The organism is Sphingobacterium sp. UDSM-2020 (genome assembly GCF_016132525.1).
Classification (GTDB): domain Bacteria; phylum Bacteroidota; class Bacteroidia; order Sphingobacteriales; family Sphingobacteriaceae; genus Sphingobacterium; species Sphingobacterium anhuiense.
Genome location: NZ_CP066166.1, coordinates 117,176 through 138,235, shown reverse-complemented (window position 1 = coordinate 138,235; position 21,060 = coordinate 117,176). Strand labels below are relative to the sequence as shown.

20 protein-coding genes and 1 tRNA gene are annotated in these 21,060 nt (G+C 33.5%); 13 read left to right on the top strand and 8 right to left on the bottom strand.

Going from position 1 to position 21,060, the window contains the following annotated elements; genetic code table 11:
- Positions 1-3 precede the first annotated feature (3 nt).
- From JAZ75_RS00675 to JAZ75_RS00650, 6 genes are all read right to left on the bottom strand, one after another.
- Positions 4-1,290 (bottom strand): sensor histidine kinase, encoded by a 1,287-nt coding sequence (locus JAZ75_RS00675; RefSeq protein WP_208699675.1) that lies wholly within the window; start codon positions 1,288-1,290, stop codon positions 4-6.
- Entirely contained in the window at positions 1,287-1,979 is a 693-nt protein-coding gene (locus JAZ75_RS00670; RefSeq protein WP_208699673.1) for a response regulator transcription factor, read from the bottom strand. Before JAZ75_RS00670 ends, JAZ75_RS00675 begins: the two co-directional genes overlap by 4 nt.
- A gap of 257 nt (positions 1,980-2,236) precedes the next feature.
- Complete coding sequence (locus JAZ75_RS00665) at positions 2,237-3,196, bottom strand: alpha/beta fold hydrolase (protein ID WP_208699671.1); 960 nt, start codon at positions 3,194-3,196, stop codon at positions 2,237-2,239.
- A 259-nt stretch (positions 3,197-3,455) separates the two neighbouring features.
- A complete protein-coding gene (locus JAZ75_RS00660; protein ID WP_021190073.1) occupies positions 3,456-4,211 on the bottom strand; it encodes a Ku protein in 756 nt (251 codons plus the stop codon).
- A 60-nt stretch (positions 4,212-4,271) separates the two neighbouring features.
- Positions 4,272-4,463, bottom strand: a complete 192-nt coding sequence (locus JAZ75_RS00655) for a hypothetical protein (RefSeq protein ID WP_021190072.1) — start codon at positions 4,461-4,463, stop codon at positions 4,272-4,274.
- 459 nt (positions 4,464-4,922) lie between these two features.
- Entirely contained in the window at positions 4,923-5,882 is a 960-nt protein-coding gene (locus JAZ75_RS00650) for a YeiH family protein (RefSeq protein WP_208699669.1), read from the bottom strand.
- A gap of 826 nt (positions 5,883-6,708) precedes the next feature.
- Here JAZ75_RS00650 and JAZ75_RS00645 point away from each other — a divergent pair.
- From JAZ75_RS00645 to JAZ75_RS00620, 6 genes are all read left to right on the top strand, one after another.
- Positions 6,709-7,752 carry a hypothetical protein gene (locus JAZ75_RS00645; RefSeq protein ID WP_208699667.1) on the top strand — a complete coding sequence of 348 codons (1,044 nt, stop codon included), beginning with the start codon at positions 6,709-6,711 and terminating at the stop codon, positions 7,750-7,752.
- A 317-nt stretch (positions 7,753-8,069) separates the two neighbouring features.
- Positions 8,070-9,398 (top strand): gluconate:H+ symporter, encoded by a 1,329-nt coding sequence (locus JAZ75_RS00640; RefSeq protein ID WP_208699665.1) that lies wholly within the window; start codon positions 8,070-8,072, stop codon positions 9,396-9,398.
- Between the two features lie 52 nt (positions 9,399-9,450).
- On the top strand, positions 9,451-9,927 hold the full coding sequence (locus JAZ75_RS00635) for a RidA family protein (protein WP_208699663.1): 477 nt from the start codon (positions 9,451-9,453) through the stop codon (positions 9,925-9,927).
- Complete coding sequence (locus JAZ75_RS00630; RefSeq protein WP_207898586.1) at positions 9,924-11,033, top strand: D-TA family PLP-dependent enzyme; 1,110 nt, start codon at positions 9,924-9,926, stop codon at positions 11,031-11,033. Before JAZ75_RS00635 ends, JAZ75_RS00630 begins: the two co-directional genes overlap by 4 nt.
- A 3-nt stretch (positions 11,034-11,036) precedes the next feature.
- On the top strand, positions 11,037-12,116 hold the full coding sequence (locus tag JAZ75_RS00625) for a dipeptidase (protein ID WP_208699661.1): 1,080 nt from the start codon (positions 11,037-11,039) through the stop codon (positions 12,114-12,116).
- 209 nt (positions 12,117-12,325) lie between these two features.
- Positions 12,326-13,804, top strand: a complete 1,479-nt coding sequence (locus JAZ75_RS00620; RefSeq protein WP_132842510.1) for a glycoside hydrolase family 130 protein — start codon at positions 12,326-12,328, stop codon at positions 13,802-13,804.
- On the opposite strand, the gene JAZ75_RS00615 is transcribed toward JAZ75_RS00620, so the two are convergent.
- Entirely contained in the window at positions 13,782-15,998 is a 2,217-nt protein-coding gene (locus tag JAZ75_RS00615; RefSeq protein ID WP_132773523.1) for a glycosyltransferase family 4 protein, read from the bottom strand. The two genes, JAZ75_RS00620 and JAZ75_RS00615, sit on opposite strands and share 23 nt — an antisense overlap.
- A gap of 528 nt (positions 15,999-16,526) precedes the next feature.
- Between JAZ75_RS00615 and JAZ75_RS00610 the strand changes: the two genes are divergently transcribed.
- Positions 16,527-16,715 (top strand): CsbD family protein, encoded by a 189-nt coding sequence (locus tag JAZ75_RS00610; RefSeq protein ID WP_031289203.1) that lies wholly within the window; start codon positions 16,527-16,529, stop codon positions 16,713-16,715.
- A gap of 636 nt (positions 16,716-17,351) precedes the next feature.
- Here the strand turns inward: JAZ75_RS00610 and JAZ75_RS00605 are convergent.
- Positions 17,352-17,425, bottom strand: a tRNA-Ile gene (locus JAZ75_RS00605).
- 87 nt (positions 17,426-17,512) lie between these two features.
- Between JAZ75_RS00605 and JAZ75_RS00600 the strand changes: the two genes are divergently transcribed.
- The 6 genes from JAZ75_RS00600 (at position 17,513) to JAZ75_RS00575 (ending at position 21,044) form a co-directional block, all read left to right on the top strand.
- Positions 17,513-18,151, top strand: a complete 639-nt coding sequence (locus JAZ75_RS00600) for an HAD family hydrolase (RefSeq protein WP_207898588.1) — start codon at positions 17,513-17,515, stop codon at positions 18,149-18,151.
- Between the two features lie 88 nt (positions 18,152-18,239).
- Positions 18,240-18,434 carry a 30S ribosomal protein S21 gene (gene rpsU / locus JAZ75_RS00595; RefSeq protein WP_021190399.1) on the top strand — a complete coding sequence of 65 codons (195 nt, stop codon included), beginning with the start codon at positions 18,240-18,242 and terminating at the stop codon, positions 18,432-18,434.
- 92 nt (positions 18,435-18,526) lie between these two features.
- Complete coding sequence (locus JAZ75_RS00590; protein WP_021190398.1) at positions 18,527-19,405, top strand: tyrosine-type recombinase/integrase; 879 nt, start codon at positions 18,527-18,529, stop codon at positions 19,403-19,405.
- A gap of 14 nt (positions 19,406-19,419) precedes the next feature.
- Entirely contained in the window at positions 19,420-19,764 is a 345-nt protein-coding gene (hpf, locus tag JAZ75_RS00585) for a ribosome hibernation-promoting factor, HPF/YfiA family (RefSeq protein WP_132773528.1), read from the top strand.
- A gap of 196 nt (positions 19,765-19,960) precedes the next feature.
- Positions 19,961-20,335 (top strand): DUF6686 family protein, encoded by a 375-nt coding sequence (locus tag JAZ75_RS00580; protein ID WP_021190396.1) that lies wholly within the window; start codon positions 19,961-19,963, stop codon positions 20,333-20,335.
- 181 nt (positions 20,336-20,516) lie between these two features.
- Complete coding sequence (locus JAZ75_RS00575; RefSeq protein WP_021190395.1) at positions 20,517-21,044, top strand: ferritin; 528 nt, start codon at positions 20,517-20,519, stop codon at positions 21,042-21,044.
- Positions 21,045-21,060: the final 16 nt, after the last annotated feature.

Genomic DNA, 21,060 nt, shown 5'->3' with positions numbered 1-21,060 from the left:
ATTTTAGAAGTGAAGCGAAAAAATATGCATGTTATTTTCAAAAAAATAACGGACTGCCCAGTTTTGGTGTCGACAGATCTCTGAAACAATCGCTAAGCCTAATCCACTGCCATTAGTTTCTTTGGAGAGTTTTGAGAAACGTTTAAACAGACTGTCACTGTCCAGTGGCTTAACTCCTGTATTTGCGATTTCAAATCGAGAGTCAGTTAACGTAACTACGATAATTCCTTTTGTAGGAGTGTGGCGTATAGCATTCAATAGTAGGTTGTTAATTAAAATTTCTGTTAGGCTTTTGTTACCATTGACGTGCACATTCTCGTGTATATTCAATTCAAGATTTATATCTTTCTGTTCAACATGCTCTTGTAGCGCTGCGATAGTTTGTAACACTAAAGTGTCTAAGATCAAATACTCCGAATTATCAAATTGACTGTTGTCAATTTTAGCAAGTAAAAGAAGATTTCTATTAATCCGTGCACTTCTGCTGAGTGCACGATGCATATCTTCAGCTATTTCATACTGATCTATCGTCAAATCCTTATTTTGTAATAAAATGTCTAATTTATTTTTTAGAATTGCGAGAGGTGTTTGCAATTCATGTGAAGCATTTTCGGTAAATTCTTTTTGATTTTTGTAAACTGATATATTTTGTGAAATCAATTTATTTAATGATTGATTCAATTCATAAAATTCAACTGTATCTGTTGGTGCAAACGTAATGTTTGTTTGATGGTTAAGATTAAATGTTTTAAGCTTTTCAACTGAATCTTGAAAAGGTCTCCAAACGGTGCGAGATAGTTTTCTGGTTAAATAGATAAGACCTATTACTAATATAAGAAAGAAAAATAGCGTTGTTGCCGCAATAGCAGCAATTGTTTCTTGTGATTCTTCAATATTGGTTTCAATTGTAAATCGATATGGCTTATTTTTTATGTAGATGATCGTTGAGAGACATCTGAATCGATCTATGTTAACTTTCCTATCATAAGATTTTTGTTTGTCGATTGTATAGATGCGGTTATCTAATGCATCATCATGTCTTGGACGCTGTATATTAGTACCTGGTTGGATCTTGTTCCATAGGTCAATACCAGTTGAAAGTTCTTTATCAGAAAGGTTAAGTCTGTTTAGCTCAAAAGCTGTTTGGTCGGTAATAATTTGATTATGTTCATCCAGTTCACTTTTCCATATATTGTCGATAATCACATAATAAACGGGAACACTTATACCAAGTACAATCAATACGTAAATAAGAAATGGTCTAGTCGTTTTAGTCAATAGTGCTTTCATGATATATTTTGATCATTATTTTCCCATTTATAGCCTGTTCCATAAACGGTTTTAATATAAGATCCACAACCGGCTTCAGTTAATTTCTTTTTTAAATTTTTCACATGAGCATATATAAAATCATGATTGTCAAGCATATCGGCAATATCGCCGGAAAGGTTTTCTGCCAATGTACTTTTAGAAATCACTCGATTTTTATTGCCAACAAAATACATAAGAAGATCAAATTCTTTTTTTGTAAGTAAAATTTGATCTTTACTGACAGTAACTGTTTTGGCTAAAAGATCTATTTCTAATTCATTTTGCTTGATAATATTTGAGTTGTTGAACTGTTTTCTCCTAATGATAGAGTATATACGAGCAGTTAATTCAGACAGATGGAAGGGCTTTGTCAAATAGTCATCAGCACCGATTTGAAGCCCTTTAATTTTGTCATCTACGGAGTTTTTTGCCGAGATGATGATGACACCATCTTGTTTGTTCTGAAATTTAAGTTTTTCTAATACAGTTAATCCACTGCCATCGGGTAGGCCTATATCTAATAATATACACGCATAATCATACAATTGGATTTTATCCAAAGCTTCAGAACAAGAAGAGGCAAATTCACATAAATATTGTTCATGAGATAAGTATGTTGCAATGCTTTCGGCCAGTTCGTTTTCATCTTCTATAATCAGAATTTTCATATATTAAGTATCAAGTGCATTCTCTTAAAATATCAAATATTTAAACAGTAACATTTTGTATAAAATGGACGAAAAGTATGTCTAGTAACTTGGAAAATATGTGATCTACTATTGTCAAAAGAGCAAATCCGTTTTTGAATTGCACTTTAATTTAGTTTGAAATCGCAAGTACTATTACTTTAAATCATGTAATCTTAAACTTTAATTCTGTAGAAATTTTGAATCTTTTCTATTTTTGGAATAATGATCATTAATACTTAATCCTTGATATTATTTGGCAATTTACTTTCAAGCCATTGTAAGATTTCGATGTATACCTTTTCTTTGATCGATTCATTGAGAAGTTCATGACGCATCATCGGATGCAGATGGTATTTTACATCCAGATTGCCGTGATCAATAAGGTCTTCAGCGGTCTTAATAACACCTTTTCCAAAATTACCTATAGGATCTTCTTCACCGCTTTCTAAGAGAAATGGAAGTTGATTTGGAATGCCATCCGTCCAGTTTGGACCGGAACCACGATTGGCAACATATGCAGTCGCATAAAAAGCGTTGTTGGAAAATGGAATTCCACATAGTGTATCAGCTAAAAAATGGTCACGGTTTTCTTTTGCTAAACTCAACCAGTTGCTATTTTTTTGGTTAGGTTCATTTTTAAATTTTTTATTATTAAATGCACCAAATGAATAGTTAATAAAACTTGATCTGGTTTTAGGAAACATTTTGTTCAATAAAGCGAGTAGTCTTTCTCCTACAACAGCTGATTTATCCATTGTACCTGTACCGATGAGTACGGCTCCATGGAATAGATCACCAATTTCTTGTAAAACACAACGGGTAATAAAAGAACCCATAGAATGTCCTATAATAAAATGTGGTAAATCGGGATACTGTTTTGCAATTAATTTTGCCATCTCAATACCATCGTCTACTAATCTAACTCCCGGATTTTCGCGTTGTATAAATCCTAATGCATCTTTATTTTTAACGGAGCGACCATGTCCCAGATGATCATAGGTCATTACTAAAAAGCCGTTTGTTGCGAGAAATCTTGCAAAATCATCATAACGTCCACTATGTTCCTGCATGCCGTGCAATATGAGTATTGTTGCTTTGACTTTTTTTTCCGTGGGGAAGTAAAGAGTTTTAAAGATGTCATGTGTACCGCCTATGGTATCTGTAATCTCATGAAAACTAGATTCAAGATGTATCATGTTTAATAAATCAATTGGGGTAAATCCTAAAAATATCTATTTAAAATGCTTGATGCTTGATCTTTAATCCAAAATTATGGCCTATTGATTCACAAACAATAAACAGATGTAAGATAAGTCTTTTTTACCTAATTCTAGAAATTGTCTTTTATAGATGATTGAGAATGCTTGTGAAATTATGATTTATTGATAAGACGTTTCTTACGCTGAGATAACCTGTATTTTTTATTCAAAAGTTCTTTTCGTAAAATATGGTCATTTATGCGAGACTTGCTTTTAGCTTGGCGAGTAGATCGCTGGCCTTCGTATTGTCTATACTAATTTTTCTGATTGTTGCTCTTTTTCCCTTATCTTTTTGTTTGATTATTTTTAGCAGATCTTCAGTATATTCATTCTTGTATTTGCTGATGTCAAATGGTTTGCTATGTTGTTTTATGAGTTGAAGAGCCATATCCATTTCATTCTTCTGAATTTTGATTGTAGTGGGCAACTTTAACTCAGAAATAGCCCTAATCTCTTGCTCATATCGGATCTTATTAAGCAATAATGTGCCCTTGTAGGGTCTGACTATGGCAAGGTGTTCAACATTGCGCATGACGAATGATCCAAGTCCAGCAGTTTTACTCTTTTCAAGTGCTTTTGTGAGTAATTGATACGCTTTTTCGCCACCTTTTTGAGGTTCAAGGTAATAAGGAGTGTCAAAATAGATGCTATCAACTTCGTTGAGTTGTACAAAAGCATGTAAGCCAATAATCTTTGTTTTTTCTGGACTCGCTTCTTCAAAGTCAGCATCTTCTAAGATGACATAATGATCTTTAAGAAAATATCCTTTCACAATGTTTTCCCAAACAACTTCTTTTCCGGTTTTTTCGTTTACTCTTTTAAATTTAATATTAGCTTGGTCTTTACGATCGAGCATATCCAGATCTAGACTGCTACTTTCCGTAGCACTGTATAATTTTACTGGAATATTAACGAGCCCAAATCCTATAGCTCCCGTCCAAATAGCGCGCATAGTGAATGATTTTTACTGTTTACAACTAGGAATTAAATTCTTTAAAAGTTTATCTCCAGTTTATAGGGAGCAAGTCTGTTTTAGCCTCCTTAATACTTGATCGATGTATTCCGGAAATTGCGTTAAGGCTTCTCTTAGGTGTCGTTCGCCTTCTATAAATCCTTCTCTTCGTGCAATTTCTAGCGCCGAAAGGTATACTTTTTCAAGATAACCCTCTGGCATTTGTACAGAATCTAAGTCAGTGTTGCTCATAGCTTTAAAATTAAATATTGATGTTTTTCGTTGTTGACTGATTTGGTATAGCTTTAAATAAATGATAACTGCTATCCTTTAAATATATAACATATTGATCTGTAAATGGTTTTAATTTAACATGTTATTTTTAAATTGTTTTACGGATTATTTTGATGTAAAAGTTTTACTAAACTAAAGATGGTATTTATAAAAATTTACAATTATTTATCTTCTAAATGTCGCGAAAATACTAGACAATAATTTGTATAGTATCGATGGGTATATGTGAAGATTTTGAGCAGTATAAGGGAACTGACTGAATAATGGAATGGCAGGTAAAAGCATAATCGATAAGAATCGGTTTAGGCTGTTTCGATAAATGAAAAGAGTTGAACAATGCTTATACCGTACATAATCTTCTGCGTTCCTTTTTAAGAAATTTAGATTTACTGTTCTCGTCATTTATGATGGAAAAAATTAAAAAAAGTAAAGTACAGCCCCTAAAGAAAGCAGGGAAATGATGACCCAAAGTATTATTCCTTGAAGTAATGGTTTGATACCCATCTCGATAATGAGTTTACGGCTTAGTCCACAACCTATTAGAAAAAGAGTTAGTGTTAAACCTGTTTTTGCAAAAGAAGTAATGATATGCTGATAGTTATGGATACTTGGTATATAACTATTTGCCAACATGGCTACTACAAAAAGTCCTATAAACCACGGAATTTTTACTTTTGGACCATTGGTTTTAAACAAATAAGCTGCTAAAAAAGCAACAGGTATGATCCATAATGCTCTACCTAATTTAGCTGTTGTTGCTATTGCTAATGCCTCAGGACCATATTTATTGGCTGCGCCGACTACCGAGCTGGTGTCATGAATAGCGATAGCACTCCATATTCCGAATTGAAGTTGCGAAAGATCAAGCGCATGTCCAACTGCAGGAAATATAAACAGTGCAGCAGCATTAAGGGTAAATATAGTCCCTAATGCAATAGAAAGTTGTTTCTCTTGTACTCTGATAACAGGAGAAATAGCCGCTATTGCGCTTCCACCACAAATAGCTGTGCCGACAGCTATTAGGAAAGATGTTTTATTTTCTATTTTCAAAAGTTTACCAAGGAGATAACCAATAATTAATGTGAATGAGAGGAAGGTCAACGTAAATAGAAAACTTGTTTTTCCTGTTTCTAGCGTTTTGTCTACTTGCATACCAAAACCTAAGCCCACCACAGAAGCCTGTAATAAAATATGTGTTACTTTTTGATTGAGATGGAGGTAAGGATGCCCAACTGTTTGGGCAATAATTATTCCTAGTAGGAGCGCTATAGGAGGTGAGATGAGTGCTGGTATACAGCAAGAGATAGCTATTGTTACAAATATAATTTGTTGGAGACGATTATTCTTTCGAAGTACTATTTTGTCTTTTATTTCCATCCTTATCCTTTCGTTACTAATCCTTCTCTTATTTGTATTTTTGAATGGTACAAATGTCGTAAACACAAAATCTTAATAGAAATGGCGATTTGTTATTGGGTATTACATATGGTTATAGCTATTTATTCATATTTGTTATGGTGGTGCTTTTAAAAAGTACTTGAGGTGAATTGGCTTTAATTATAAGGGAGGAGTTTAAAAAAAACGCTTTTAATTTTTCTTCAAGTGTCGGATTTGAAAGGATGCAATAATGAGGCATCAAAACTATAGGGTATTAAAGCAATTCCTCAGAATTATTTAATTGGTATTGATGGAAAGACTGGTGTTATTAATATTAGCGAGTTTTTTTATCTATAAAATTAGTAATAATGTTTAAAGGTAAATTGTTTTACTTTGTATTGCAGTATAGAGGTGGGTCAGAAGTTTTAGTTCTGACCTTTTTTATGCATTTGATTTGTGGTTAATCTTTGGTGTTGTTGTTTTTATTTATTGTTTTAATGTTAGATTAAATTAATTTATTTATAATATAGAGATATCCTACTGCATTTAAAAATAGATTTTTTGAGCTTTTAACATTTAGTAGCAGATTCTTGAATACTTTCAATAAGAATTGAATATACTATTTACATTGATAATTTATTAGGGTTTGCAGCCTGTAACATTAAGCATTACTTTTTAAAAACTACAGATCAAAAAAATATCTCTTAAGTAGTTAATTTTTATTTTGTTTTTTTTGACTATCATGTAAGATTGCTGTGTTCATGTTTAATATTTGATTTTTAAATAAAAAATTAATAAATTTATATAACCAATAAAATCAAAGCTTATGCGAAAGTTATTTCAAAATAATCTTGGACTAAGATCTATAGTATTGTACATTCTGCTATGTATACTCGTTGTCGTTATCAGTGTTGTTTTTCTTCAATATCATAAACTCATAATTATAAATGCTTTAGATAAAGCTTCTATAAATGGGACTTATATTCTTTACTCTTTGCTTGTAATAAGTTCATTAACTCTTGTAACGACATTTTTTGTTTCTCCCATATTCTTTTTTGAATATCTACAAAATGAAAATGTTGATTATGCTTTGGTGAAATTGTTACCCTATTTGCCTATGGTTAGTGTATTTTGTATATATTTTCTTTTATTTGGACCTGGCTATAATGAATTTACTAGTGAGGATAAGTGGGGTTTGATAGATACTGTTTATATAATATTGTCTGGAGTCACTGTATTGATTGCTGGTGTTATTGTTTTACATTTTATAAAAGGTTTTCAGTCTATTTTTAAAAATGCGATGGTTTTTGCCTATAATCAAAGTTATGGTAAAGCTGGAGATCAGTTTAGTTTAGATGATTTTAGAAAGCTTCCAATAAAAGAAAATGAAGAGCCAAAGTGTGAGGAAAATCCAAATGACGAATTGATTAAAAGGGTTGAGAAGTTAATTAATTCTACAGAAGAGTTGGAAGTTGAACCCATTGGAGATGTTAATTTTAATATCGTAATTTATGTTTACGGTGATGGCTTTGATTACTGTTTGTTAGATTCCGGATTGGATATTCCGTTTATCTTTGGTGATGAAAATCCGGAAATAGTATTAGCAGAGTGTCACTTTTTACATATTAATATAGCTTTATATTTTAGGATAGATCAAGTGTATATTTTTAACTTTGAAGATAATTATGTTGTTTTAAATCCCGCCATCGATCGAAATTTACATAATATTAGAAGTAAGCGTGTGAATGAAAAACTAAATAGTTATCGTGTTAAAGGTAAACCTTCTGGTTATTTTCATATACATCCAAGTCTAGGTGATGAACTTCGTATAATTGTAGATGGATATGCAAATAAGCGTTTCAATCACTAATATTTGTCATTCAATTTTGTCGGATAATTATTTTTCATCCTTCTTATTCGTTTTAAAATAGCTATTGTTCTTTTTGTCATAAATTTTATGATATAAAAATAATCATCAACATATATTAAATTAATGGTTTCTTGTAATAAATTACGATTGATATAGTTTTTCATTATTGTACTGGGGAAGAGGTTTGAAAGGATTTTATTTTTATATTTTTTAGGAGTTATGAGTTTAGTTCACTAACTTCATTATTGAAAAAAATGATTTATTGAACCAATATTCTGAAGCAAACATGCTTTTGGGATAGACCTAAACTTGCTCTAATGATCTTGACCGTCATTGTATTAAGCTTGTTTTTGCTAATTGTTCTTATTACACAGGCAAAAATAAATGCTTTTCTATCTTTTTTAATAGTTTCTGTTATTTCTGGAATTTTGCTAGGCATGCCTTTGGAGCGTCTTATTCTCGCTATTGAAAAAGGTATTGGCTCAGTAATGGGAAGCCTCATGTTAATTTTGGTACTAGGTGCTATGCTTGGGAAAATTGTTGCAGATAGTGGAGCCGCCGAGCGTATAGCGGCAGTCATGGTACGATTAATGGGAGAGAAGTATATCCAATGGGGTTTGATGTTGACTGGTTTTATAGTCGGAATCCCTCTTTTTTATGGAGTAGGATTTGTCCTGTTAGTGCCACTGATATTTTCAATATCCTATCGCTATAAACTTCCTGCCGTATATATTGGTCTTCCTATGCTTGCCGCATTATCAGTGACACATGGATTCATACCCCCGCATCCTTCTCCTGTGGCACTAGTGGCATTATTTCATGCCGATATGGGAGTAACATTGATTTACGGGCTGCTAATTGCAACTCCTGCAATAATTATAGGAGGTCCTATTTTTGGAATGACACTACGAAATATAAGACCAAAGCACGAGCTGTTTTTTAAACCGGTTGGTACTGAAGTAGGTAGTGATTATAGTGTGCCCAGTGCATGGATTAGTTTTTTGGCCTCGCTATTTCCAGTTTTTTTATTGATTATAGGTACAGTTCTTCCTTATGTAATTGATACGGATAATGAAAAATTATTGTCTTGGGTGAAATTCATTTCAAATCCAACCCTCGTTATGTTACTGGCTATTTTATTTGCAGGATATAGCTTGGGCATAAAACAGGGGCGAAGTATCAAGTCAATTATGGAGATCTTTGATGGAGCTGTGAGAGATATAGCAATGATTTTATTTATTATTGCAGGGTCAGGTGTGTTCAAACAAGTAATGGAAGATAGTGGGGTCAGTTTGGCACTCGCTAATTATTTACAAACCTTACCCATTCATCCATTGGTTTTAGCGTGGTTGATAACTGCTGTGATACGAGGATGTATCGGTTCTGCAACAGTGGCTGCGTTAACAGCGGCTGGTGTGTTATTGCCACTAGCTACAGGTGGGCATATTCACCCAAGTTTGATGGTTCTCGCAATTGGAGCAGGCAGTTTGATGTTTTCACATGTTAACGATGCTGGTTTTTGGCTATTTAAAGAATACTTTGGGTTGAGTGTTAAGGATACGCTTCTATCATGGTCAATCATGGAAGCTATAGTGTCTGTTGTCGGTTTACTTGCTGTCCTAGCGTTGGATATGATCATTACTTAAAATTTAATTACCTTAAATAATAATTTGAATAACATAAAATATATAACATATTATGAATTATAACGCAGATGAACAATTTGAAAAATTAGGTTTAACATTACCTCCGGCACCTGCACCTAAGGGTGTTTATAAACCTTTTGTAATTGATGGTAAATATCTCTATTTATCTGGTCATGGGCCTGTACAAGATGATGCATCATTAATTATCGGTCGAATAGGAGCAAACATTAATCCTGAGGAAGGTAAACTTGCCGCAAGACAGGTCGGATTAACAATGCTTTCTACTATAAAAACTAATCTAGGTAGCCTTAATCGTATAAAACGTGTAATCAAGGTGTTGGGAATGGTCAATTGTACTTCTGATTTTGAAGCACATCCAGCTATTATTAATGGTTGCAGTGAATTGTTTGCTGCTGTTTGGGGAACTGAGAATGGAATCGGAACGCGTAGTGCGGTTGGATTTGGATCACTTCCGGATAATATTCCTGTAGAAATAGAAGCTTTGTTTGAATTACATGAAACAGTATGATTAAGCATTGGTATGAATTAAATGATGTTTCTGAAGTAGACTCTCCCGCACTCCTGGTTTATGAAGAGCGGGTTGTCGATAATATTCAAAAAGCTATTGAGATGGTCGGGGGCGATTGTAGCCGGATTCGTCCACATGTCAAAACAAATAAATCGACAGATGTCTGTATTGCTTTAAGGAAAGCTGGTATAAATCAATTTAAATGTGCTACTATAGCTGAAGCTGAAATTTTGGGAGATGTAGGAGCTAAAGACGTCCTATTGGCTTATCAGCCAACAGGTCCTAAGATTGAGCGTCTGATTAAGCTCAAAAAACATTATGGTAAAACCAATTATTCGTGCTTAATCGATCATAATGAGAGCGCTCGGGCATTAAATAGGGCATGTGTTTTAGCAGACTGCTCTATGGATGTGTATATTGATGTAAATATTGGGATGAATAGGACGGGGGTAGCATTGGAAGAGGTCGAGAAGTTAGCCGTGACCATACTGTCACTTCCAGGGCTTCGTTTGATGGGGGTACATGGATATGATGGTCATATCCATGACCCTGATCTCAAAATCAGAGAAGAACAAAGTGCTATATCATATGCATTATTAAGTAAAGCACATTTATTATTAAACCAATTATGTAGCTCAATATCAAGGATGATTATCGGAGGTTCACCTTCTTTTACTTTTCACGCAGATAGAACTGATGTGATTTGTAGTCCAGGAACGTTTGTATTTTGGGACTATGGTTATGGAGAAACGCTAAAAGAGCAACCTTTTGATTATGCGGCATTACTGTTAACCCGTGTTATAAGTATTGTTGATCAGCATCATATTTGTTTGGATTTGGGATATAAAGCTGTCGCAAGTGAATCAGCTTTACCGCGTGTCAAATTTTTAGATCAACCCGATCTTGAAGTCGTAAGCCAAAGTGAAGAACATATGGTCGTAAAGGTTCCAAATGCACAAGTATACGAAATAGGTGCAGCTTTCTATGCTGTACCAAAGCATATATGTCCAACTGTGGCATTGTACGAAAAATTAGTGGTCATCACTGATGGAGAGGTCGATAATTATTGGTATGTAACCGCTAGAGATAGAAAGATTAATTTCTAAAGGATGAAAAAACAAAGATTGATTTTTGATGCGCATTTAGATCTTAGTATGAATGCAATGGAATGGAATCGGGATTTAAGACTTCCGATTGCTGAACTAAATAGTAGAGAGCAGGGGATGAACGATAAACCTGATCGTGGAAATGCAACAGTCTCTTTTGGTGAACTGAAAAGGGGGAATATTGGCCTAGTTGTCGCTACTCAAATTGCAAGATACGTGGAGAAGGGAAGTTCTTTGCCTGGTTGGTATTCTCCAGAACAAGCTTGGGCACAAACACAAGGGCAATTAGCTTGGTATAGAGCAATGGAAAAGGATGGGCATATGCGCATGATCAAAACTAAAACGGATTTAGAAGAGCATATCATTCTTTGGAATGATGAGACCAATAAATCAAATAAACCAATCGGTTTTCTGCTAAGTTTAGAGGGAGCTGATTCTTTAATTGATTTATCTTATCTCGAATATGCTTATGAGCAGGGATTACGTGCGGTTGGGCCAGCTCATTATGGGCCAGGAAGGTATGCGAATGGTACGGACTCAAATGGGAGACTAAATGCAAAGGGAATAGCGTTATTAAGGGAGATGGAACGCCTTAATGTAATTTTAGATGCAACTCATCTTAATGATGATGCTTTTTGGGATGCTATGGATAGATTTAATGGTCCAATATGGGCTAGTCACAACAATTGTCGCGCACTTGTCGACCATAACAGACAATTTAGCGATGATATGATCAAAATCTTGATTTCGAAAAAAGCAGTAATTGGGGTGGCTTTAGATGCCTGGATGATGGTTCCCAGATGGGTAAGAGGCGTATCTGACCCTAAGACAATGAATTGTTCATTAGAGGTAATGGCCAATCATATTGACCATATCTGTCAATTGGCCGGTAATACAAATCATGTCGGTGTAGGAAGTGATCTTGACGGCGCTTTTGGTAAAGAACAATGTCCATATGACCTGAAAACTATTGCTGATATGCAGTTGGTTTTTGATATATTGTCACAAAGGGGATATAGTGAGGATGCTTTAGATAAAATAGCACATTTGAACTGGATTAATTTTTTGCGAAATTGCTTATAAATGGTCCGTTTTTTAGCGAATACGTGTTTTATACTTACCATACAATCGTTATAATTTGAATGATATTTCTCTGTAGAAGGTACTTCTAAATAATTAAAAATAAGATTTTTATTACTGTTAATAATCTTTTGTGCTTAAATTGTATAACAATGTGATCATTGATGTGTTTTATAAAAAGAATTTATTAGTCACTTTTATTGTTGATATGTATGTATAAACCCGTTCAAGTTAATCGGAAAGATATTTATTTTAGGCCTGATACCAAACGTGTCCTTGCTCGTTTTTTTTCACTAGGTGATGAACGTTCCATTAAAGTAATTCGTCGGGTACTACAATTATCGGATGAAAAACAAAAGGAAGTTTTTGGACAGGTTTTGCGAAGTTATTCTCAGCGACACCGCAGTATTGTGAAGGTGTTTGAGCGTAATTTTGATCGCATAAGACATCTATTGGAAAGATTAGAAATGCCGACGGATAAAATATCGATGACAGCCAAATTATTAATTGGTTCTTATTTTACGATGGAATATTCCATAGAATCGGCAGCTTTGTTTAATCCATCTATTGTTGAGCATCCAGATCAGAGCGAGCTTTATAAAGGGGAGAAGAGGGTTATTATCAGTTTTAGAGCAACCGGTGAGGGGCATGTATCTTCGATCGTATTCCGCTCTGGTTATATTGATACGGAAAATAATATTCATCTAGATGTTGTGGGAACATTGTTGGACAAGCCTATCAATATTAAGAATCATCGGTATAATAAAAATAGCTTCATTTCTAAATTGGTTGAGTTGCATCCAAAAGATGCGACGGCTATGCAAAAGCTTAGCGAAAATCTAACAGAAACATTTACATATGAGGAGCTGAAGAGATATGTGGAGGGAATACGTGCTGAAATAGAGCATACAGAGGATAATGATAGTATATTGAAACAAGCGATATGGCTCGCTTCATCGCATTATGAGATGACTTTCTCTTTGGATACTTCAATATCTGAAAGGGTTATTTTTCCAATTTCTGATACTGAAAAAAGGGGGATTGAAGATGCGAGATTTGTTCGTTTTATAACACCGAAGGGAGAGGTTATCTATTATGCAACTTATACTGCATATGACGGATTTAGTATTTTACCAAAACTATTGACAACTAAGGATTTTTATCATTTTACAGTCAAGCCCATCCATGGAGAAATTGCAAATAAAGGTGCCGCGATTTTTCCGCGAAAGATCAAAGGGAAATATGCTATGCTATGTCGTATTGATGGTGAAAATAATTATATCGCCTATTCCGATTATATCAACATTTGGAATGAAGCTATTCATTTAGTGCAAGAACCTGAAAGTCCATATGAGTTTATACAGATCGGAAACTGCGGTTCCCCAATTGAAACCGCAGCCGGATGGTTAATTATTACACACTCTGTTGGCCCTATGCGCGAGTATTCAATTGGGGCTTCATTATTAGATTTGGAAAATCCACATATAGAAATTGGACGCCTTAGTCTCCCCATTTTAACCCCTAATGATATGGAAAGAGAAGGGTATGTCCCAAATGTTGTCTATTCATGTGGTGCTATAGTTCATAATGATCAGTTAATTATGCCTTACGCCATGTCGGACTATGCCTCGACTTATGCGACCATTAACTTGAATGAGTTGATTCAGGCTATTCTTCAACCTGAAATTTGATTTTTAAAGACTTATAAACAGTTAAGTAGGCTATAAAATAACATAACGTACTTTCTGCTCCTTGATTGCGGTTAATGCCATAAGTTTCTAACCCATCACAGCATCCTTTGGTGCTGTGATCATATAGCGGGAGCTTAAGGTCATTTTCGCCTAAAAACCATTCAAAAGATCGAATCATTTTTTCAAAATATTCTTCATTTTTAGTGATTTCAAATACCTCCCTAAATAAAAGTACTGTGGCTGTAACATCAATGGGCTGTTGCCCGAATTTGCTTATATTCTGATTTTGTTTTGCCCATTTTTGGTTGCCAATAATAGATAAAAACCCATTTTGCATAATGATATTTTCGAGAAAATAAAAGCTTGAAAATCCTATTTTTCTAAGCTTATCATCATTTAAATATTTGGTTGACATGAGTATTGCCAGTGGGATAATCGCATTGTCATATGCCAGAACGGGTTCAAACCATTTCCACTCATCATCAGCACTGGAATCATATTCATGTACTAATTTAAAAGCCAGTTTACGGAGTAACTCTGTGACTCTTTCATCATTTGGCTGTTGTTTTAGATATTCAGCAATACCCATCATCGTATAAGCGATAGCACGTATAGATTTTAAATTCTCAAAGTGTGGCATAGCTTTAAAAAACATATTTGATCCTAACTGATAGAAGTCAACAAAAGGTGCTGTATTAAATAGATATCCCAATGCCCATATAGCCCTACCAAAAGAATCTTCAGATCCGACTTCTTCTAAAAATTCATTCTGAAAATTCATGAAGTTATGAAATAGTCCGTCCTCTCTTTGAGCATAGTAAATGTAATTAAGATAGGTCGAGATTCTCTTTCTAGTATCCTTTTCTCCAAAGGCTTCATATTGCATGAGGCTAACCAAAAGTGCTCTCGCGTTGTCATCCAAACAGTATCCTTCTCGATAGTTAGGTGTTGCAAATGTGGCATGTTGAATAATTCCTACATAATTTGTCAATCGATCAAGATGATCCCATCTGAATTTTGGAAAACGCTCTAACATCGTTATTTTTATATCGGTGTCGAGATTTACTTGTGTAGAGGAGAGCTTTTGGAGTAACTTGACATATGATCCGCCTAATTTGTTCCAGGTCATTTTTTCACCATGATGGCGAGCCCTACTTCTAAGTTCTTCTAGTTTTTTAGGGTTATCAAATAGGTCAATGAGAATATTCTTTAATTCTTTATGATTTTTAAAATCAAATAAAATGCCTCTTCCATCTGCCAATAAATCTTTCGCATGCCAATAGGGAGTAGATAATACAGCCGCTCCAGCCCCTACAGCAAATGATAATGTTCCACTCGTAATCTGAGCTTCATTAATATAGGGAGTAATATAGATATCACATGCCGTTAAGTAGGTGGTTAGGGTTTCGTTACTGACAAAATCATTGACAAAAATGATGTTGTTTTCCAAGCCCATTTGTTTTATTAAGGCAGTTAGATACTCCCGATATTCTTCGCCAGATTCCAATAAAACGTTTGGATGCGTTTTTCCTACAATAAGGTAAACAGTATTAGGATATTCTTGTACGACCTTTGGAAGTGCATGTATAACTGTTTCAATTCCTTTGTTACGAGCTATAAAGCCAAAAGTAAGGATGATGCGTCTATCTGTCAACTGTAGTTTTTCTTTTGCATCGTTCTGTTGGTAATCAAAGGCTGGAACTCCATGAGGTATTAAACGTATTTTGTTTTCATGTACATGATATATTTTTTGGAGAAGTCCAATTGCATAGGAACTCATGACTACTATGATAGAAGCTCTTTTTGCAATTTCAATCAATATTGCTCTTTCATCAATATTTGGTTTTTCTAATATAGTATGTAAGTTGACCAATAAGGGCATATGAAGTAAATTGATCAAAGAGAGTATGTAAACACCGCTATTACCTCCAAAAATACCATATTCATGTTCCAGCACTACACAATCATATTTATTCTCGTTAATAAAATTGGCTGCTTGGATATAATCTAATTGCTGTTGGGGGTTAATTTCGAAAACAACTTCCTCATTATAAGAATAAGATCGGTCTGAAAGAGCAATAATATGTTGGGTAATAGTTGAATCCTGATGGTCTATGGATTGTAGTAAATCATTGGTAAAAGTTGCTATTCCACATTGTTTTGGCAAATAAGTACTGATGTAGGCTATTTTCATGTTGAATTCTTAAATTTTTTAAATAATTAAATGATTTGATATGCCTGATTTTTTAGTTCAGCTGTTTTTGATGAATTTACCTTATTTATGTTTCATGACTGAAACAGGTTGATATAATGGTATTCGGTGATCATTGTTATTTTTAATGAGTTTATTAAGAATGATCGTATTTATTTTTTAAGGAATGTACATGGTGTTAAAAAAATTATTTATATATGTATTTGATCCTCAAGCTAGGCGCGATAGCTTTTCATGGCTGTTGTGCTTGGCTTGAGAGCTATTGAAAGTATAGGTTCTGAATAAATATTAGTGAATTGCCCATATTCAACATACTAAACAATTAGAAATTAGAAAAGTTGAATGTTTTTGAATTGTTGAAGGTACTTCTTTTTAAATCAACAATAGAAATTTCTTTTTACCGTACTGTTAAATATTTGTTAATCGAATCAAATTATCCAGCGCATGAAAACAATTTCACTTCCTAAGTGTTATATCTATAGTATTTACTTTAAAAAAGGAGATTTTATTATGAGCGAATTAACATGGAAAGGTCGTTGGAACGAACTAAAAGGTAAAGTGAAACAACAATATGCAGATCTAACGGATGACGATCTATTGTACGCCGAGGGAAAAGAAGATGAATTATTAGGTAAACTTCAAAAGAAAACCGGAAAAACTAAGGAAGAGGTAGAAGATTGGTTAGATAAATTGAAATAGTAAATTTTAGTTTTATATAGCATAAAAAATGGTTAAGTACAATAAGTGCTTAACCATTTTTTTTGTCTCCAATAATTTATTATTACAACAGTGCCTGATTCATCTTTTAATGGATTAATATTTTAAAAAATAATACATTTGAATTGTTTGTTGTGAAAAAAAATGATCTGAAAATCAGTAGTTTGCGCATTATTTTTGGTATTTTCCCTTATTTGTGAAAAAAAAATTTTAGCTTTGTGAAGCCCATCCCAAAAGGGCATGTTTTTCATAGGTAGATGAAAAGGTCGCGTTAAGTCTAACACGACCTTTTTTTATTTCCATCGATAGATTTGTTATAAATAATAAGCGCATGTTTATTTATCAATAGTTTTGAAAATTGTTTATTCAACATATCTAATTTTACTCAATATTTTTTTGATAACACTATTAGTCCTGTATATTTGCTTTTAGAGAAATGAGATGAATAGCTTTGCAAGAGGCGGAGTGGAAGGATTTAAATGGAGATCTTGAAATTTAAAGCTGCTTCAAATAAACTCCAAATAGTTGTTACAACATTACAGTTTTAATTTTAATCAATATCGTGTTTCTTCCGCCATAAACAAAAAAGCCTCACTAAAAGTAAGGCTTTCTAAACAGTGCTCCCAACTGGGCTCGAACCAGTGACCAAAAGATTATGAGTCTTCTACTCTAACCAACTGAGCTATAGGAGCGGTTATTATATTTTGTCAAAATGTAACGTTTACCGCGTTTTGACGATGCAAATATTGATATTTGTATTGATATTTCAAAATAAAAAGATGAAAAAAATTAAAAATATTATCCTCGATTATGGAGATGTGGTCTTTATGATCGACTTTTTGAGGATGGAGTCTGCCTTTAGTGAGTTGGGAATCAAAAATGTACGAGATTATTATGGTCACCGAGCACAAACAAAACTTTTTGATGATTTTGAACAAGGAAAAATTCCCGCAAAAGCATTTCGAGATGGAATTCGTGAAATTTCCGGTATATATTCTTTGACGGATACACAAATAGATGCTGCATGGAATGCTATGTTAATTGGTGTGACGGATGGAAATCATGAATTATTGCTCGATCTTAAAAATGAATATCGCTTATTTTTATTGAGCAATAATAACGAAATTCATTATGGTTGGATTATGGATTATTTAAAAAATAATTTTGACCTCGATGATAATACAGCTTTTTTTGAAAAAGACTATTATTCACATTTAATGGGTATGCGTAAACCTAATGTTGAGATTTTCCAATTTGTATTAAAGGAAAATGGTTTGGTCCCCGATGAGACGGTTTTTATAGATGACAGTCCACAGCATTTAAAGACTGCGAGTGAATTGGGATTAAAAACTTATTTGCTCACTAAACCTGATACCTTATATGATTTAATTTATCGTGAAGGCTTATTGAAAAAATAGTGAGATTCTTTTTGTATATCTCAATCATAATTGTACCTTTGCATCACTTTAAAAATTAAAAGGCTACGAAAGGAGGTATATACAGAGCATGATTATCGTAAATGTAAAAGAAGGAGAATCTTTAGATAGAGCATTAAAACGTTTCAAGAAGAAATTCGAAAAAACAGGAGTTTTAAGAGAACTACGTTCTCGTCAAGCTTATGAAAAGAGATCTGTAACTCGTCGTATTCAAGTTAAGAAAGCGATCTACAAACAAGGATTAAACCAAGAGGTTTCAATCTAAGGTTTCTAAAAAGATATAAAATAGGGAAAAGTTTACTTTTCCCTTTTTTTATGCGCTTTAATTCGGTAAATTAGTTACAAATAGAATGGATTATGTATATAAAAGAGTTTGAACGGTATCTTCAATATGAAAGGCGCTACTCTAAACACACTTTAATAGCTTATTTACATGAAATTAGTCTGTTTTTAGTGTTTCTAGAGAATGAACATCTTCCATTCGAAGAGGTTGGCCATCGTGATATGCGTCATTATTTCGCCATGATGACAGAAGCGAATAAATCGGCTACGACAGTGAATCGAAGCATCTCGGCATTACGGACTTATTATAAGTTCTTACAGCGAGAGGATATTGTGAAAGATAATCCGATACAAGTGAAAGCTCTGAAAATGCCTAAGAAGTTACCAGTGGTAGTTGAGAAGGATAAATTGATGTTGTTGCTGGACCACTTAGAAGAGAACGTGCATGATTTTGAAAGTCGTCGAAATAAATTGGTGATGGAACTTTTATTTGGTACAGGTATTCGACTTGCAGAATTATTACAAATTCAGGATAGAGATATTGATTATTATAACAAAAATATTCTTATATTCGGTAAAAGGAGTAAGGAAAGGTTAGTTCCTATTAATGGGACATTAATAAAAGAGCTACAGCTTTATTTACACGCTAAAAGTTTATACATTGAAAATAATAAATCAAGTTTCTTAATCGTTACTAAAGAGGGAAAACCGGCCTACGAGAAATTGATCTATAGAATTGTGCATAAATGTCTGTCGATGGTTTCTTCACAACAGAAGAGAAGTCCGCATATTTTGCGACATACTTTCGCGACAGCATTATTGGACAATGGTGCAGATCTTAATGCAATAAAGGAGCTCCTCGGGCATGCGGGGCTTGCGGCAACACAAGTCTACACGCATAATTCTGCGGAGCGGTTAAAGTCTATTTATAAACAAGCTCATCCAAAAGCTTAAAAAAAGGAGGAAAAATGAACATTACTGTGCAATCAATTAAATTTAATGCTGATCAAAAGCTAATTGAGTTTATCCAAAGAAAAACAGGTAAATTGAATCAGTTTTTAGACTCAATCATTGGTGGAGAATGCTATTTACGTTTAGAGAATGTAGATGATGAATCTAATAAGGTATCGGAAATTAAAATAAATATACCAGGGAGTCAACTTTTTGCAAAAGGACAAGCTAAGAGTTTTGAAGAAGCAACTGATATTGCAGTAGAATCCTTAAGGAGACAGATTAATAAACATAAGACCAAAACTAAAACACAGGCCAGTAATCATAAAGAGATCTTGACGACTGAAGAAGAAGAATATTAGTATATAATAGTTTAATAAATGAAAGACTAATCATTATGATTAGTCTTTTTTTGTGTAAAACAAGGAGTTAACAATGCGCATCTGGGCTTCTTTTTATGCTAAAGACAACTATTTATAATTGTTCAAAATAATTTAAAACTTACTTGGATTGATTATAAATAATGATTATTTTTGCTTCATCATAATGAATTAAGAAATGTCAAACAAAATCTGTCCATTAACAAATGTAGAAGAGGTCTTTAAAACTGAAACTGGTGCCATATATCAGTGTAGTCGTAAAAACTGCTATTGGATGGAATTTGCGGGTTCAACGACATCTTTTTCGGTGTCAGACTTTTTTAAATTTAAGAAATCAATAGATAATATTGATGTCGAGAAAATGCTAACAGACACTGCACGTTCTGCGGATTTTACATTGGTAATGCCTTTTCGAACAGAACGTTGCTTTCTCCTGGCAGTTCAAGATGTTTTGAATTTAAGAGATTTGTTAGATGGAGCTAAATTTATGATCGAATTAAATAGTATTGTTAAGGCTTGTTTACGTAGTTCTCAGATTACTGTGTTAGCTTAATTTTCCATTCTTTGTAATTATACTGATTCTAAACAGTTTAACCTTTTTTCCGCTAATTTAGACTGAATTCGTATTGCAAATTTTTTATACAAAAATCTGTAATGTCCCCTATATTTGTAGTGTTCAAGTAAGTCAAGTATTTGAAACTTGATTATTATAATTAGTATTAAAACTTACAGATATGAAAGATTTATTAAAATTAAAATCTTCTTTAACAGAAGAGATCGAAAATATATTAAATGCTCAAATTAAAGTTGAAGCACATTCTTCTTCACTATACTTAGCGATGTCATCTTGGTGTGATGATCAAGGTTTGGAGAATGCAGCAGATTTTTTTGCAAAACAGTCCAATGAAGAGCGTGAGCATATGTTGAAAATCTTCAATTATATTAACAATAGAGGCGGTCGTGCTATTTCACCAGAAGTAACAGGTATTCCTTCAGATTTTGATTCATTCCGTGGGATTTTCGAATCAGCATTGGAACAAGAGATGTTCGTTACTGAACAATTTAACAACATCGCAGACAAATGTATGAAAGCTAAAGATTACGTAACATTTAACTTTTTACAATGGTTCTTAGCAGAGCAAGTTGAAGAGGAATTTGTTGCGAGAAGAATCTTAGAATTATTTGATGTAATTGGAGAAGATGGTACTGGACGTTGGGAAATTGATAAACACTTACTTAAAGTTACTTTTGCTGGTGAATAATTAATTTATTCTTATA